The 14,674-nt window shown below is 39.8% G+C and carries 18 protein-coding genes; 8 read left to right on the forward strand and 10 right to left on the reverse strand.

Annotated features, from left to right (window positions below; all coding sequences use genetic code 11):
• Positions 1 to 3 precede the first annotated feature (3 nt).
• Entirely contained in the window at positions 4 to 1,395 is a 1,392-nt protein-coding gene (locus tag HMAT_RS18350; protein ID WP_104384305.1) for a SusD/RagB family nutrient-binding outer membrane lipoprotein, read from the forward strand.
• Positions 1,396 to 1,780: 385 nt separating this feature from the next.
• Positions 1,781 to 3,016, forward strand: a complete 1,236-nt coding sequence (locus HMAT_RS18355) for a porin (RefSeq protein ID WP_104384470.1) — start codon at positions 1,781 to 1,783, stop codon at positions 3,014 to 3,016.
• Positions 3,017 to 3,100: 84 nt separating this feature from the next.
• Here HMAT_RS18355 and HMAT_RS18360 read toward each other — a convergent pair whose 3' ends face one another.
• The 6 genes from HMAT_RS18360 to HMAT_RS18385 form a co-directional block, all read right to left on the reverse strand.
• A complete protein-coding gene (locus HMAT_RS18360) occupies positions 3,101 to 3,670 on the reverse strand; it encodes a Crp/Fnr family transcriptional regulator (protein WP_104384306.1) in 570 nt (189 codons plus the stop codon).
• A 10-nt stretch (positions 3,671 to 3,680) separates the two neighbouring features.
• On the reverse strand, positions 3,681 to 4,955 hold the full coding sequence (locus tag HMAT_RS18365; protein WP_104384307.1) for an adenylosuccinate synthase: 1,275 nt from the start codon (positions 4,953 to 4,955) through the stop codon (positions 3,681 to 3,683).
• Positions 4,956 to 5,081: 126 nt separating this feature from the next.
• On the reverse strand, positions 5,082 to 5,663 hold the full coding sequence (locus HMAT_RS18370) for an NAD(P)H-dependent oxidoreductase (RefSeq protein WP_104384308.1): 582 nt from the start codon (positions 5,661 to 5,663) through the stop codon (positions 5,082 to 5,084).
• 59 nt (positions 5,664 to 5,722) lie between these two features.
• The gene (locus HMAT_RS18375) at positions 5,723 to 6,289 is read right to left on the reverse strand and encodes a Crp/Fnr family transcriptional regulator (RefSeq protein WP_104384309.1); all 567 of its coding nucleotides are present in this window, start codon (positions 6,287 to 6,289) and stop codon (positions 5,723 to 5,725) included.
• Between the two features lie 126 nt (positions 6,290 to 6,415).
• A complete protein-coding gene (locus tag HMAT_RS18380) occupies positions 6,416 to 6,883 on the reverse strand; it encodes a cupin domain-containing protein (RefSeq protein ID WP_104384310.1) in 468 nt (155 codons plus the stop codon).
• A 1-nt stretch (position 6,884) separates the two neighbouring features.
• A complete protein-coding gene (locus tag HMAT_RS18385) occupies positions 6,885 to 7,880 on the reverse strand; it encodes an NADP-dependent oxidoreductase (protein ID WP_104384311.1) in 996 nt (331 codons plus the stop codon).
• Between the two features lie 176 nt (positions 7,881 to 8,056).
• Between HMAT_RS18385 and HMAT_RS18390 the strand changes: the two genes are divergently transcribed.
• Positions 8,057 to 8,443, forward strand: coding sequence for a helix-turn-helix domain-containing protein (locus HMAT_RS18390; protein ID WP_104384312.1), 387 nt, complete (start codon positions 8,057 to 8,059; stop codon positions 8,441 to 8,443).
• Between the two features lie 242 nt (positions 8,444 to 8,685).
• Here HMAT_RS18390 and HMAT_RS18395 read toward each other — a convergent pair whose 3' ends face one another.
• From HMAT_RS18395 to HMAT_RS18405, 3 genes are all read right to left on the reverse strand, one after another.
• Positions 8,686 to 9,423 (reverse strand): metallophosphoesterase, encoded by a 738-nt coding sequence (locus HMAT_RS18395; protein WP_104384313.1) that lies wholly within the window; start codon positions 9,421 to 9,423, stop codon positions 8,686 to 8,688.
• 201 nt (positions 9,424 to 9,624) lie between these two features.
• Entirely contained in the window at positions 9,625 to 10,386 is a 762-nt protein-coding gene (locus HMAT_RS18400; protein WP_104384314.1) for an SDR family NAD(P)-dependent oxidoreductase, read from the reverse strand.
• 93 nt (positions 10,387 to 10,479) lie between these two features.
• Positions 10,480 to 11,394 (reverse strand): AraC family transcriptional regulator, encoded by a 915-nt coding sequence (locus HMAT_RS18405; protein WP_104384315.1) that lies wholly within the window; start codon positions 11,392 to 11,394, stop codon positions 10,480 to 10,482.
• Between the two features lie 180 nt (positions 11,395 to 11,574).
• On the opposite strand from HMAT_RS18405, the gene HMAT_RS18410 reads away from it, so the two are divergent.
• From HMAT_RS18410 to HMAT_RS18430, 5 genes are all read left to right on the forward strand, one after another.
• Positions 11,575 to 12,000, forward strand: a complete 426-nt coding sequence (locus HMAT_RS18410) for an organic hydroperoxide resistance protein (protein ID WP_104384316.1) — start codon at positions 11,575 to 11,577, stop codon at positions 11,998 to 12,000.
• A 3-nt stretch (positions 12,001 to 12,003) separates the two neighbouring features.
• Positions 12,004 to 12,372 carry a DUF1304 domain-containing protein gene (locus HMAT_RS18415; RefSeq protein WP_104384317.1) on the forward strand — a complete coding sequence of 123 codons (369 nt, stop codon included), beginning with the start codon at positions 12,004 to 12,006 and terminating at the stop codon, positions 12,370 to 12,372.
• 11 nt (positions 12,373 to 12,383) lie between these two features.
• Positions 12,384 to 13,019 carry a nitroreductase family protein gene (locus tag HMAT_RS18420; protein ID WP_104384318.1) on the forward strand — a complete coding sequence of 212 codons (636 nt, stop codon included), beginning with the start codon at positions 12,384 to 12,386 and terminating at the stop codon, positions 13,017 to 13,019.
• A gap of 46 nt (positions 13,020 to 13,065) precedes the next feature.
• Positions 13,066 to 13,497 carry a MarR family winged helix-turn-helix transcriptional regulator gene (locus tag HMAT_RS18425; RefSeq protein WP_104384319.1) on the forward strand — a complete coding sequence of 144 codons (432 nt, stop codon included), beginning with the start codon at positions 13,066 to 13,068 and terminating at the stop codon, positions 13,495 to 13,497.
• A gap of 68 nt (positions 13,498 to 13,565) precedes the next feature.
• Entirely contained in the window at positions 13,566 to 13,994 is a 429-nt protein-coding gene (locus tag HMAT_RS18430; protein ID WP_104384320.1) for a hypothetical protein, read from the forward strand.
• A 23-nt stretch (positions 13,995 to 14,017) separates the two neighbouring features.
• On the opposite strand, the gene nudK is transcribed toward HMAT_RS18430, so the two are convergent.
• Positions 14,018 to 14,599 (reverse strand): GDP-mannose pyrophosphatase NudK, encoded by a 582-nt coding sequence (gene nudK / locus HMAT_RS18435; protein ID WP_104384321.1) that lies wholly within the window; start codon positions 14,597 to 14,599, stop codon positions 14,018 to 14,020.
• Positions 14,600 to 14,674 lie beyond the last annotated feature (75 nt).

Below are 14,674 nucleotides of genomic sequence, written 5' to 3' on the forward strand. Positions count from 1 at the left end.
AATATGAAAGCAAATTTTAAATTTTTATATATTCTATGTCTCACAGTTTTTGTCGGCTGTAAGACTGGGGATGATCTGTATTTAAGCCCCAATGACCCCGCTGAGGCGAACCTTGCGACTATGTTAACAGCATTAGAGGTGAATACATTTGCGAATGTAGAGGGCGAGTTATCTCGAATTAGCAGTATATTGGTACAGCATTCAGCTGGTATAGATGCTCAATATAACGATATTCAAAATTATCGAATTACCGAAGGTGATTTTGATAATTCTTGGGAGGGACTATATACTGGAACAATGTATAATGCCAAATTGTTAATAGATAAAGCAGGGGCTGAAAGCCCTCATTATGCAGGAATTGGCAAGGTATTAATGGCTATTAATCTTGCTATAGCTACAGATTTATGGGGTGATGTCCCTTATTCAGAAGCTTTTCGATTTGATGAAGGAGTAAGAGCGCCGAAGTTGGATACTCAGGCAGATATTTATAAATCTATCGACAATTTGTTGGGAGAGGCTATTGCTGATTTTCAAGCATCTGAAGATGATAATTTGTTCTTACCAACAGGAGATGATGTAATGCTTGGTGGAGATGTGAAAAGGTGGGAGAAAGCAGCTTATACGTTGAGAGCTAGGTATTTACATCGTACTTCTTCTAAAGTTTCGGGTACTGAGACCAAAGTTTTAGAATACCTTTCTAAGGGTATTTCTTCAAATGCTGACAATCTAGAGGCCGTCCACTCGGCTGAAGGTGGTGCGCTAAATCAATGGGGTGCTTTCAGTAAATCTCGTGGTGGATATTTAGGAGCTAATAAGTTATTTGTAGATAGAATGCTATCAAAAAGTGATCCGCGATTAAGTTATTTATTGTCAAAAACTAAAGAAGGTGTGTATGCTGGAGGAGATATCACTGAATTAGATATTTCATCTAGTATTTCTGGACTTGGTATATTCTTTGGAGTAGATCCGATTGCCGCTAAACCACTTTTAGCAGCTAACTACCCAATAATTACATATTATGAAGCAAAGTTTATTGAAGCAGAAGTAAAGAAGAAGCAAGGTGCTGATGCAACCACTATATTAAACGATGCAATTAAAGCAAATGTACAGTATGTATCTGCAGGAGCGCAAAATGGTACTTCAGTTGCGAATTATTCTGCTGCAACATTACAGGATATTATGATGGAGAAATGGGTGGCGATGTATAATCAATCCATTGAGGCTTATAATGATTATAGAAGGACTGGCATACCCGCTTTGGTATCTCGTCCGGAGGCAGTGGGTGCAGAGTTATCTTACACCCCAAAAAGATTTCCTTTCCCTAAAACTACAACATTGTATAATCCAAATGCGAAGTTAATTCCAATGGATGTACCAGTTTGGTGGGGAAAATAAGACTAGATATTTAAACTTTCAGACGAAGGAAAAAGGGGCCGTGTCAAAAATAGCTATTTTGATTCGGCCCCTCTTGTTAGATCAAAATAGCAATAGTTTTGTTTAATTGTATTACCAAATCATTAATTGTATTACCAAATCATTAATTTTATGTATACAAATTAATAGGCTAACAATTTATTAATACTAACTTAACATTGAGAATCTATTTTTACGGCGTGAAATAAGAGTGGTTATAATATTTAATGAAAATCCCATAATCCTCTTAAAATTCATTCATTATTTTAGTGATTATTATAATACCAATGAACCATCTGGACGGACGATCTGTTTTTACATATGTTTACAAGTCCTGATGATACCATTGCCAAAAAAAAGTTATTCAATGAAAAAAGCACTTTTACTCGCAACTCTGATCGGTCCGGCTGTAGCGACGGCACAAAATAACAATGCGCCGTCAAGTTATGACCCTCATGATATCAAAATCACAGGATACCTTCAGACGCAGTTTCAAAAGGCTCAATCTCCGGGAATAACTTCGTTCTCCGGTGGTGATTTCTCCAAGAATTCCGACAATCGTTTTATGATCCGACGTGGACGTCTTAAGATAGACCGTGTGGATACGTATTCCAGTATTGTATTCCAGCTCGATGCGACTCAGGACGGCGTACAGTTAATGGATGCTTTTATCCAATTGCGGCATCCTGATCAGAAAGGATTGAGTCTGACAGCAGGTCTCTTCAACAGACCCTTTGGCTATTCCATCGTTTACTCCTCCGGTTATCGTGATTTCCCCGAAAGAGCACGTGTTTTTCAGACATTAATGCCGCGCGAACGTGACCTGGGTGGTATGGTTAGTTACCATCCCGGAGGCAAAGTGAAATTCTTAAACTTAGACTTAGCCCTTGTAAATGGAAGTGGGCACTCAGCCAAAGACTATGATTCCAAAAAGGATCTAATCGGAAACCTCGCGTTTAAATTCGATAGTCTCGCGGATAAAAGATTGCATCTTGGATTTGGTGGTTCATTCTATAAAGGTTCGGTCCGTAACGATACCAAAACATATTACACGGCCATTACGAACGGTTATATAGCTCATACTAGTGATGATAATGAGGGAAAGGCGATTGGTCGGAATTACTATGGCGCAAACTTACAGATCGAACTGGACAACAGCTTCGGGAAATCCAGCTTCAAGACAGAATATGTGGCCGGCGATCAACCTGGCGTCGCTGGAGGTGCAGATATCAAAGGCCCTTATGCGAGCAGGAGTTTTACGACTCAGCCAGCTACGGATTTATACCAACGGAAATTTAACGGTTATTACCTTTGGTTTACACAGGAAATCGCAAAAACAGGCGTTACAGCTTTATTAGCTTACGATGTGTATGACCCTAATGCAAAAGCAAGCGGAATGACGATTGGAATGCCGGATAATTTTACTGCAGATGGTGATGTTAAATTCAGTACATTAGGTTATGGAGTCGCTTATCAGATTAGCAATCGCTTGAAACTTACCGTATATAACGAACATGTAACCAATGAAAAGACGAGTTTGACCAATTTTTCTGATGATCTGAAAGACAATGTTTTTACAACCCGATTGCTGTACCGATGGTAGGGTAGATGAGACGCAATTTGATACCTGGTTTCGTGATTACCCGTCCGGTTCACGGGGGACGATGACCCGATATGATTAGTACTCTCATATGATATTTTTCCGGATGCGGCTCAAAGAAGATGCAGTAATACCCAAATAGGAAGCCAGCATCGCTAAGGGAACGCGATTTGCCAGTCCGGGGTAAAGTTTTAGAAACAGCAGATAGCGTTCACTGGCATCGAGATTCATCATGGTATTTGCTGTTTTTAATTTGCTTTCAATGACAAATCCATATAGCTTGGCCATTAAAAGGGGCCAGATTTTGATCTCCTTCTCTAGCAGTAAAAAATTATGGATGGTAAGACTCCATAACTGTGCATCTGTTACGGTTTCGATATAATCATTGGATGGAGTACGATCCAGAAAACTTTGAAAATCCCCAATAAAGCGACCTTCGTAGATAAAGTAGCGTGTAAAATCGTCACCCTTATTATTATAATAAAGGGAACGAAATACACCACTTTCTACAAAGGCTATACGATCGGTAACTTTTCCACAGGCAACGAAATAGGTCGCTTTTGGAATATGTTTCTTCTCAAAGGCCTGCCTGATTAGACCTTCCTCCCGTTTATCAAGCTGACCAAATTTCCGGATATATGCTAAAAGCTGTTCCATATTGCTTGTATTAATTACCTAAGATAATCAATTCTTCTCGTTGCGGGCCAGTGGATAGGTATTTTACCCGGACCTTTAATTCCTCTTCCAAAAAGGCAATAAATAGTTTCAGTTCTTTCGGAATTTGTGCACGCTGGTTGATGTTGCTGAACGGGATATCCCATCCGTCTAAGAATTTCCAGACAGGTCGTGCGGAATCATCAACAAATGTTGGAGCGATTAAGGCCCTTGTCTCACTATTTATTTCATAGGCTGTGCAAATTGGTATTTCAGACATACCCGTTAAGATGTCAGCCTTTGTCAATACAAGATCGGTCACGCCATTTAACATAATGGCATATTTTAATGCGGGAAGATCCAGCCAGCCGATTCTTCGCGGCCGTTTGGTATTGGATCCGAATTCGCCCCCTTTTTCACGCAGTTCATTGGCAAGGGATCCCGTTATTTCAGTTGGAAACATACCGTTTCCAACACGGGTGCAATACGCTTTGGTAACACCATAAATCTTATCAATAAGCTTGGGGGATACGCCCAATCCTACACATGCTGCGGATGCGATGGTATTTGAAGAAGTGACATAAGGGTAGCTACCATGATCAATGTCTAATAGAGTAGCCTGAGCACCTTCGGCCAATACTTTTTTATTATTCCTAAATGCTTCATTGATGATAATTTCCGTATCGGTAATTTGCATTTTTGTTAAAAAATTGCATGCTTCCAGAAAATTGTCATATAACTCCTGTATCATCGGCATATCCTGTCCTAAAGCCTGAAGCTCGAGATACTGCCTAGTTAAGATTTGGAATACCTCTGCTTTGAAATCGTTGGAGAGTATATCTCCAACACGTACATTTTGCCGAAGTATTTTATTGGAATAGGTCGGTGCAATACCATTTTTCGTTGTTCCAATAGTTCGGTATTGTTGCGATTCTTCGAAATACATATCCCAGTACTTGTATGTTGGTAATACTAGGTGGGCCTTCGCCGATAGGAGAATCCGATGGATTAAATCGGTATCAGACAGAGCAGCTTGAAGCTGTTCCACTTCCGCCCGAAGTGCCAAAGGATCGATGACTACTCCACTACCGATAATATTTTTGATATGGGGATAAAAGATTCCTGATGGCAATAATTTGAGTGTAATTCGTTTGCCTTTATGGTAAATGCTATGCCCAGCGTTTGCTCCGCCATTAAACCGGGCAATAATGTCATAATCCCGACTGATCAGATCAATGATTTTTCCTTTCCCTTCATCTCCCCACTGGAGTCCAATTAAAATATCCATATTGCTGTTGTATTGAATTTATGGAACAAAGCTAGGGCATAGCGGGACGGGTACAATTGTCATTTGGCAAAAAATAGGTAATGGCAATAGTACCCTAAAAAACTGAAAAGAAAAACGAGATGGATTTTACCCTTGGTTTTGTCCGAGCTGTTTGATTTTTTGCAGCCATTTATTCCGCCTTGTTGTATCCGAAGTTTTTATAATTCCAAGGTAGGTCACTTTTACAGGCGATACACCACAAAATAGTAAAGTTGATCTTTTGAGTTGATTGACGCTCGGTCTGCCATAGACAAGGGCATAATACCAACCGGGTTGATCCAGGGTGGTAATAATCCGGGCAGATTTTCCTTTGAGTAATTTGTCCCAAAACAGAGAGTTTTCACGGTATTGGAAAGTAAACCCGGGCAGAAAGAGCCTATCAATAAAACCTTTCATAATAGCTGGAAGACCACCCCACCAGACTGGATGTACCCAAACTAAATGATCTGCCCATTGGAGGTCTTCCCATGCCTGTAGAAGGTCCGGTTCGAGTTCAGTTCGTCTCTGGTAACCAAACTGAAGATTGGGATTAAAATTCAGATCCGCGATGTTAATTGAACGAACTTCTGCCCCAGATTCTTTGGCACCTTCTCTGTAAGCTGTAGCAATGCCAAAATTGAAGGAAGCTCGATTGGGGTGACCGTTGATGACAAGTATTTTTTTATTCATGTTATTCTTATGATAACACAAAGTTAGGGTCACTCATTCCTGATTTATAGGACAAATGTCTAAAAAGTGATTTCACTGCGAATTCTGCTTAAATGGCGTTGCGTGATGCCTAAATAGGAAGCTAAATACTGTAGTGGTATTTGTTGAATAAATTCGGGTTGATCTCGTAGTAAGAACATATAACGTTGTAGGGCTGTTTCTTTCTGCAACTGGAAGATGCGTTTTTCAAGTTCCAGGTATTGCTGTTCAGCAATCATTTTGAGGTATTTTGTCCAAACCAGACTTTCAGCGGCGAGTTTGTCAATAGCACTTTTTTTGATGACCCATAATTCGGCAGGGGAGAGCGCCTGCATGGTTTCGACACTTGGTCCACCAGTGATAAAAGAGGAGTAGGCCGCGATTAGGCTGTTGGGAAATCGAAAACAATAGGTGACATCTTCTGCGCTTGAGGTACTGTAATACGAACGAAAGATTCCGGATGCAATGAAGGCGACCTCATTACAGCGCTGATTTTCCTTGACAAAAAAATCATTCTTGTTCAGCCTTTTATATTCAAAAAGTGGAACAATCTGGGCAATCTCTTCCTTATTAAAGAGATCCAAAGACTGAAAGTAAGCTGCTATCATACAATCAAACTTAACTAAATTGCGTTAGCAGTGCAAGATAAAGTTATCAGGAAATATTTTAAAATAAAGTGCTGGTTTTTAGCGATAAATAGAGGTTGTAATTTTAGTATGAATGATATACACAATTTATTGCGCATCAATAAGAATAGCCAATTGAAAACACATTTGATCTGAACGATTACTCCAGGCGTGGTTGGTACCACGTTGGATAACGATATCTCCGGCTTGTAATAGAGTTTCTTCGGTATCTGTAATCAGATAGATTTCGCCTGAAAGAATAATGATATAATCCAAACTGGCCGTCTGATGCATTAACGGATGTGGTTGATCAGCTGGCGCTTCAATACCGAGCTGTTTGTCTGGCGGAATTTGCACATAGCGAAAATAAGTTCCATTTTTGATGACTTGCGGTATAGCTGAATTTTCCACGGGATTTTCTTCCGTAAAATGAGCCGGCATCTGACTTGTCTGCCATATATCTGAAATAACAAGGTTGGGATAGTGCTCCGATACATTCGTTACAATAGTATCTTGTTGTATGTACGATTTTCCGCCCCGTTCGGCTGTGACGATTCTTCTTGGAATAGTTCTCATATTATAATGGATTGTGTAAGATCAATTTGTAACCTTCGGTTTTGTTATTTTTTAATAGCTGATGTCCTTTTTCGATGGTCTCGGATGTCAGACCACCGATCGGATAAATTGGCATAGGTTGTATAATTTTTTGCTCTATATAATTTGCTATACGATTCAATGCCTGTTTGAAATAGGTATAATTGAGGTTTTGCGCATGGATAAAGTTGGAGATATTGATGATTTTGGCTGCTGAGCTAAATAGCGTGTCTCTCGCTGAGGCTGTCGTAAAGTGGGTAATATCAATATAGCAGCCATGGGGTTTCAACAGCGTTGCTGACGTCTCCGAAAGAGCATGTCCCACCGCATCAATGCAAAAGTCAAATCCGTGATTATTCATCTTGTTTTTTAGTATTTCAATTAAATTGCCCTGTTTATAATCGACGATGTTTTCGTTATTTAATCCTAGCTCACGTAGTCTTTGGATACTGGTAGTATTTCCAGCAGTAGCCATAATATTTTTTATACCATTGACCAAGAGCAATTTCAAGATAAAAAGGCCTACGCCACCCGACGCACCTGTAAGAAATACTTGATCGGAAGCAGTAATGGGTGCGCGATCAAAAACTTGTAACGCGGTGATTCCTGAGGTAGGCAGCGCAGCGGCTTGTTCAAAAGAAATATTCTTGGGCTTCGGAGCAACGAGTGCAGCGGCTAATAAAATGTACTCCGAATATGTACCATTGCTTCCCATACTGCCGCAAGCAAAGTAAACCTCGTCACCGATAACGAAATCTATAACCCCAGAACCAATCTCTGTGATTATGCCTGCACCTTCCCGCCCTAAAATTGGTGAAAAGATATACTTTCTTTCGTATTCATTTTCACGCATTTGATAATCGATGGGATTGAGTGCGGATGCGATTATTTTAATCTTTACCTCCTCCGGTTTTAATTGACGCAGTACAACTTCGGCATTGATCAATTGATTATTTTCACTTAAAATGACAGCATTCATCTCATGTTCTTTTATATAAAGCCGTATTGGCAAAATTCAACTTATTTGAAACCAGTAGTACCTGATGACCGTATTCTATTTTTTTTCCTTGAACAGTTATTATGACAAATCTAAGTCAGTTTTGATATATATTTGTTGGTGGTTAACAAGTGGTAACTAGTATTTTTTATAAAATAATGGGTAAAGTCATCGAAGAAAATACTGTAAGGGAGGCAAGCTGCGGTGAGGAATTGCGTGCAATGCGTGACGCGTTGGATATTTTAGGTGGAAAATGGAAATTAATGATCCTCCGCTATTTAACAAACCGTGAGCAACAGGATATTCATTTTAAAAAAATGCAACGGGAGATCTTGGGGATTTCAGCGAAGGTTTTGACAAAGGAACTGCGGGATCTTGAACAAAACTTATTGGTGTCACGTCAATCAAGTGATGAGTCTGTTCGGGTCTTCTATAAAATCACAAGCTATGGAAAAAGTGTTGTTCCTGTTACCGAATCGTTGGTTGACTGGGGGCTGAAATACCGTGAAAAGATCAAGCAGGAGCATTCAACCCAAGCGCAATAATATGATCTAGGCAGCTATTTCAATAGTGAGATCCACTTTTTGTAAAAAATAGTAGGGACGTGCTAACTGAGCAGGGAATCAAGAAACTAGCGGGACATTCTTAGCATTTTATTGGCTAATCATTGTATTGATTAACACAAATTGTCCCAGATGATAATAACTGTGTTCAATCAATGTTTACGCTAACCAGAAAGAACCCGATTTTGACGTTGAGGCGGAGATGTTGAGTTTGTTGCTGATAATTAATTATCTTCAGCGCGTAAGAAATCTCCATAAAAATCAGGAATATTGCTGTAATAAATGGCGTTAGCGACTTCCTCGACCGGATAATCTACTTTGATTATTTTAGTATCTATCCCTTCTTCTGTCAGTGTAACTAAAGCATAGGAAGCTTTCTTGTCTTTTTCCTTGCTTCGGCCGACAGAACCGCAATTGATAAACAGGAGTTCTTCGACCTGTTGGACGTAGGCTTGATGGGTATGGCCCATCACAAGCACATCAACACCTCTTCGGCGCAAATCGACTAATAAGTCTCCTTTAGGTGCAGATTCGTGAACATATTCATCATTGCTATGAAGACTTGCATGTACAAGGAGGATTTTTCTAAAACGATCACCTACCTTGAATGTTAATTCGAGGTTGTAAGGTAAAGTGGATAGCCACTTTTTATGTGAAGAAGAAATTTCCTTTTTGCTGAGGTTAATGGCAATTTCACGATTTGCGGTCTCTATCGCATCATGATGCGGTAAAGGAATAATGGGCTCGTCAAAAGCAATTCTCTGATCATGATTTCCCAGTAAACAGGGAATGTTTTTTTTCTGGATTCGATTAATAACTTCATTGCCCCAGGGTGCAAAGTCGACTAGATCACCTAAACAGTAAATCTGTGTTACACCGTTTTTTGTTATATCTGCCAGTACCTGGTCCAATGCCACGATATTGGCATGTATATCACTTATTATTGCGAGCTGTATCTTCATTTATCCTACAAACTTAATAATTCGATAAGCGAATTAATATTATTGGTTGCTGTTTTAGTGAGAAAATGAAATTCGCATTATATTGATTGAAATGATGACAAATAACAGAAATGAAAATCATTCGCGTATTTTCTTAAAAATAAGCATATGTCCGATATAGTTTAATAAATGGGCATATGCTTACTGAGGAGCAACCCGCTATTAAAGATTCATTCCTCCGGATACCTCTATGCGTTGCCCATTGATCCATCGGGCATCTTCTGTGCACAAAAAGGCAACAACGCCGCCGATATCATCAGGTACACCAGCACGGCCTAATGCGGTTACACTCGCGATATGTGCATTTGTTTCCTCGTTATCTCGTACATGTCCGCCGCCGAAATCTGTTTCAATTGCTCCCGGCGCGACGACATTTGCCGCAATACCACGAGGTCCTAGTTCCTTGGCCAGGTATCTTGTCAGAACTTCGATCGCACCTTTCATCGAACCGTAAGCGGAAGAGCCCGGAAAAGCGAAACGGGCAAGACCCGACGATATATTAATAATACGTCCGCCGTCGTTTATAAAAGGAAGTGCTTTTTGGGTAAGAAAAAAGACACCTTTATAATGGATATTGTAGACTGCGTCAAATTGTTCCTCCGTCGTATCCATAAACGGAGCATATAATGCTGTACCGGCATTGTTGATCAAAAAATCAAAATTCGATTGCCCTGTTTGTTCTTTTAGGTGATCAGTTATTTGCGCTATAAACTGATCAAAGGATTTGATATCACCCGCATTGAATTGAAATGCAGCGGCACGCTGTCCAAAGGCCTGAATAGTAGACACCACATGATCTGCTTCCTCTTTGTTGCTATGGTAAGTCAGTATAACATCAATCCCTTTTTTAGCAAGATTAATTGCCATGTTTCTTCCCAACCCCCGGCTTCCGCCAGTTACTAAAGCGATTTTATTCTTTGCCATTTTTATTTTGTTTTAAAATTTAATAGTACAAATTTCGTTTTTAAAGTATCCGATGCGTTTGTGAAAAGCAAATGAATATTTGCGAAATTCAAATTATAACGACTGAGAACGAAAATTGTTTGGCGAAAGCTTGGTCTGCTTTTTAAAGAAATTAGAAAAGTGTGCTATTTCTTCAAAACCGAGCGAGTAGGCAATCTCGGAAATATTCCAGTCTGTTTGTTTGAGAAGAATTTTTGCTTCTTGTGTGATTCTGGCACTAATTACCTGGGTGGTTGTTTTACCTGTATTGTCTTTCAGAATTTTATTCAGATGGTTCACATGCACCGCTAGACGCTCGGCAAAATCATTTGCTGTTCGTAGCTGCAAACGCTGCATCGGAGATTCTACGGGAAACTGTCTTTCCAATAGCTCAATGAAAAGTGAGGTAATTCTAGTAGCTGCATTATGGGTCGGGTTGCTGATGCTTTTCGGTTGTAGTTTCTGTCCATAATGAATAATTTCAAGAACATAATTCCTTAAAAGGTCATATTTAAACACATAATCGGAAGACAACTCCTTATTCATTTTTTCGAAAATGTGTTCAATCTCAAGACGCTGCTCATGGGAGATCTGGAAAACGGGAAGTCCTCCAGGCTGAAAAATAGGTAGATCATCCAATATAACACCACTTTTATTTCTAGCTAAAAAATCCTCAGTAAAAACACAAAAATAACCTTGCTGCTGTTCGTCTTTGGGTATCCAGTGGTAGGGTACTTTCGGTGTAGCAAATACCAAAGCAGACTCTTCTATTTCAATCACCTTATCTGCATACTCAGCGGTGTTCTTTCCTGTGATTAAACTGATTTTATAATAGGTTCGTTTGTTGTAGGGCATGATGGGCTTCTCTTTCAATGTAGCAGCAAGTTCTGCGTAGCTAAACACGTTAAAATGCCCGATCTCCCGTGCTATCTCCTTGGGTATCGTTGCGTTGATTTCATGGTAGAACTGTTCAATTGAGGTTGTTTCCATATCGATTACATTTGCAATAATCAAATTTAGATTTTTTTATTCATTAACTCAAAATTTCCCCGATCTATCGATTTGGGTTGTAGCCAATTTTTCATTTTAATGTCAATAGTGAAATTATATTTTGCACAATATAATTTTCCAATCTACATTTGTAATGTTGAAACAAAAACAAAATAAAATATGAAAACGTTATACACGATAGGCGCTACCGCCAAAGGCGGCCGAAACGGTCAGGTAAAAAGTGAAAATGGAGTATTGGACTTGGCGGTTCGGATGCCGAAGGGGCTTGGTGGTGCAAATGATGATTATGCGAATCCAGAAATGCTTTTTGCGGCTGGTTACGCTGCCTGCTTTGACAGTGCTTTGAATTTAGTAATTCGACAAGAAAAGGTAAAAACTGGCGAGACAACTGTTACCGCTCAGGTGAGCATCGGTCAATTGGAGAAGGGTGGTTTCGGCCTTGCCGCAGAATTGCATGCGAATATCCCTGCGGTTAGTTTGGACATAGCGCAACAGCTGATTGAAAAAGCACATCAGGTATGTCCGTATTCTAATGCGACCAAAGGTAATATCGTAGTTAAATTAACAGTATCTAATAACGAATAGTATATGGATCATATGGCCACAGTGCTCACTGTACTTGTGTTGGTAGAACATCTTTACATTGTGTGGATGGAAATGTTTGCATGGGAGACTGCGGGACGGCGTAGTTTCGGGAAATCGCTTCCTGATGCACTTTTTAAACCTACAAAAGGGCTGGCCGCAAACCAAGGCTTATATAATGGCTTCTTGGTCGCTGGCTTGGCCTGGTCATTTTTTATCAACGATCCGGTCTGGAGCGACAATGTTCGCATATTCTTTTTGGGTTGTGTTCTTGTCGCTGGCATTTTTGGGGGGCTTACGGCAGGTAAAAAGATATTCTTTGTACAGGGAATCCCCGCATTGCTGGCGATATTATCTGTTCTTTTTTCAAAATAAATAAATAACTAATGTCATTAATTACAGACTTACAATGGAGACACGCTGTGAAAGCGTATGATCCAACAAAAAAGGTTACACAAGGGAATATAGATAAGATATTGGAGGCAGCGCGTTTTGCCCCAACATCTTCGGGTCTACAACCATTTAAAGTATTGGTGGTCGAAAATCAGGCTTTGAAAGATGAACTAGCAAAAGGTGCCCTAAACCCTGACTGTATGCGAGAATGCTCTCACGTATTGGTTTTTGCGGCCTGGGATAAATATACAGAAGAGCGCATTGATAAAGTATATGATTTCACGACAGATGAGAGAGATTTACCGCGGGGCCGCTTCGGATCTTATACGGATAAACTGAAATCCATTTATCTAAATGAGGCTGCGGAGCTTAATTTTGCTCATACTGCCCGACAAACTTATATCGCATTGGGTTTAGCTTTGGCACAAGCGGCTGAATTGCGGGTAGATAGCACTCCGGCAGAGGGCTTTGATAATAAAGTAGTGGATGAGGTATTGCAGTTGGATAAACTTGGCCTGAAAAGTGTATCGTTAATGTATGTCGGTGTTGCCGATGCTTCTCGCGACTGGATCTCTACCATGAAAAAAGTAAGAATGCCAAAAGAAGAATTTGTCGTCGAGTATAAATAGGGAGCTTCTTATTCTACAAACTTTAAGAAAACAATATCTTTGTAAAATGGATGATTTATTAAAATTGGACAAACAGTTGTGTTTTTCCGTATATGTTTTGCACCGGGAGATCATGCAACGTTATCGTGCTATTTTAGAAGAAGTAGATTTGACTTATCCACAATATATTACGATGATGGCGTTATGGGAAAATGACGAACAAACCGTAAACCAGCTTGGGGAAAAGCTATTTTTGGATAACGGAACCCTTACACCTTTACTGAAACGGTTGGAAGGCAAGTCATTGCTCACCCGTACTCGAAGCAAAACAGATGAACGGGTAGTGAAAATAAAGTTAACAATACAAGGAGCGGAACTGAAAGAAAAAGCAAGTTGCATTCCCATGCAGATCTTTGAAGCCTTAAAGCTGGATTATTCCGATATGCAGCAGCTTAAAGCCTTAGCAGATAGAATCGTAACGAATGTAGGTAATAGCTAATATTTTAATGTTAAATTTACGAATTGTATTTTAGCGGATTCAATGGCTAGTCAAATTTTATCAAAAGAATGCGGTTAATTGCAGTTTCGGCTTATTTTATCTTATTGGTACTCCCATGTATAGGTTGCCAGGAAAAGAGAAGGGATGCGGAACTATTGAAGTATGCTGCTTATAGTAAACGGGATAGTGCGCAACTGGAACTTAATCTTTTTGAAAGGCGTTTTCATGGAAAATTAAGGTTTTATCGGCCAGGTGGTGAAATTGATTCCGGAGAGATTCAGGGAAATATCAAAAAGGATACGCTGATCGGCGATTATTACTATATTCCCTTTGGCTGGGGACAGAAAAAAAGAAGACCCCTTGTTTTGCTTAAGAAAGGGTCTCAATATATTTTAGGAACGGGTACCGAACAGGTATATATGGGTATACCACATTATATACCGTCAACGATCAGTTTTCAACAGGCTAAGTATGTTTTTACAGCGTCTGCCCATTGAGGTGCTCCGCTGAAAGGATTTCGCTACAAAATATTGTTCAGCCTAACATATTGCAGCAGCATAATGGTCTTGCCGTCTTTGATGTCACCACTTTCGATCATAGCTAACGCATCTTGAATATTTAGCTCCAGTATCTCGATATTTTCCTCTTCTTCTTCTAATCCGCCACCATCACCGATCTTCATGCTGTTCGTATATTCCGCGATAAAGAAATGTAGAATTTCGGTGACTGAACCGGGCGACATATACGCTTCAAAGATCTTTTTTGCTTCCTTGATCTGGTACCCCGTTTCTTCTTCTGTCTCCCGACGTATACAATCCTGAGGTGAATCTTGATCCAATAAACCGGCACAGGCTTCGATTAACATTCCAGATTCATTTCCGTTGATATAGGTTGGAATTCTAAACTGTCTGGTCAAAATGACAGTTTTGGATTCTTTATTATATAGCAGTATTACGGCACCGTTTCCACGGTCGTAGGCTTCGCGGCTTTGCTGTTGTACCGTCCCGTCTGATTTTGAATATTGATAGGTGATCTTTTTTAAGGTATACCAGTTATTGGATAGAATTTCTGTTTTTACAATTTCAATATCTTTGATTGCCATTTTTAGCATGTTGGGGTTAAGCTATAAAATTAAGGAATATGCTCCATATAAAATAAGAAAAAGATGGTTCGACCT

Origin of the sequence: Sphingobacterium sp. HMA12 (assembly GCF_002933815.1) — a bacterium.
In the GTDB taxonomy this organism is placed as follows: domain Bacteria; phylum Bacteroidota; class Bacteroidia; order Sphingobacteriales; family Sphingobacteriaceae; genus Sphingobacterium.

Bases quoted from the DNA above. Each gene is read 5' to 3' on its own strand.
- HMAT_RS18375 (WP_104384309.1), bottom strand. From the start codon at position 6,289: ATGATAGCAGCTTACTTTCAGTCTTTGGATCTCTTTAATAAGGAAGAG.
- HMAT_RS18350 (WP_104384305.1), top strand. From the start codon at position 4: ATGAAAGCAAATTTTAAATTTTTATATATTCTATGTCTCACAGTTTTT.
- HMAT_RS18430 (WP_104384320.1), top strand. From the start codon at position 13,566: ATGCGGTTAATTGCAGTTTCGGCTTATTTTATCTTATTGGTACTCCCA.
- HMAT_RS18395 (WP_104384313.1), bottom strand. From the start codon at position 9,423: ATGAAGATACAGCTCGCAATAATAAGTGATATACATGCCAATATCGTG.
- nudK (WP_104384321.1), bottom strand. From the start codon at position 14,599: ATGGCAATCAAAGATATTGAAATTGTAAAAACAGAAATTCTATCCAAT.
- HMAT_RS18410 (WP_104384316.1), top strand. From the start codon at position 11,575: ATGAAAACGTTATACACGATAGGCGCTACCGCCAAAGGCGGCCGAAAC.
- HMAT_RS18420 (WP_104384318.1), top strand. From the start codon at position 12,384: ATGTCATTAATTACAGACTTACAATGGAGACACGCTGTGAAAGCGTAT.
- HMAT_RS18365 (WP_104384307.1), bottom strand. From the start codon at position 4,955: ATGGATATTTTAATTGGACTCCAGTGGGGAGATGAAGGGAAAGGAAAA.
- HMAT_RS18405 (WP_104384315.1), bottom strand. From the start codon at position 11,394: ATGGAAACAACCTCAATTGAACAGTTCTACCATGAAATCAACGCAACG.
- HMAT_RS18360 (WP_104384306.1), bottom strand. From the start codon at position 3,670: ATGGAACAGCTTTTAGCATATATCCGGAAATTTGGTCAGCTTGATAAA.
- HMAT_RS18370 (WP_104384308.1), bottom strand. From the start codon at position 5,663: ATGAATAAAAAAATACTTGTCATCAACGGTCACCCCAATCGAGCTTCC.
- HMAT_RS18425 (WP_104384319.1), top strand. From the start codon at position 13,066: ATGGATGATTTATTAAAATTGGACAAACAGTTGTGTTTTTCCGTATAT.
- HMAT_RS18380 (WP_104384310.1), bottom strand. From the start codon at position 6,883: ATGAGAACTATTCCAAGAAGAATCGTCACAGCCGAACGGGGCGGAAAA.
- HMAT_RS18355 (WP_104384470.1), top strand. From the start codon at position 1,781: ATGAAAAAAGCACTTTTACTCGCAACTCTGATCGGTCCGGCTGTAGCG.
- HMAT_RS18415 (WP_104384317.1), top strand. From the start codon at position 12,004: ATGGATCATATGGCCACAGTGCTCACTGTACTTGTGTTGGTAGAACAT.
- HMAT_RS18385 (WP_104384311.1), bottom strand. From the start codon at position 7,880: ATGAATGCTGTCATTTTAAGTGAAAATAATCAATTGATCAATGCCGAA.
- HMAT_RS18390 (WP_104384312.1), top strand. From the start codon at position 8,057: ATGGGTAAAGTCATCGAAGAAAATACTGTAAGGGAGGCAAGCTGCGGT.
- HMAT_RS18400 (WP_104384314.1), bottom strand. From the start codon at position 10,386: ATGGCAAAGAATAAAATCGCTTTAGTAACTGGCGGAAGCCGGGGGTTG.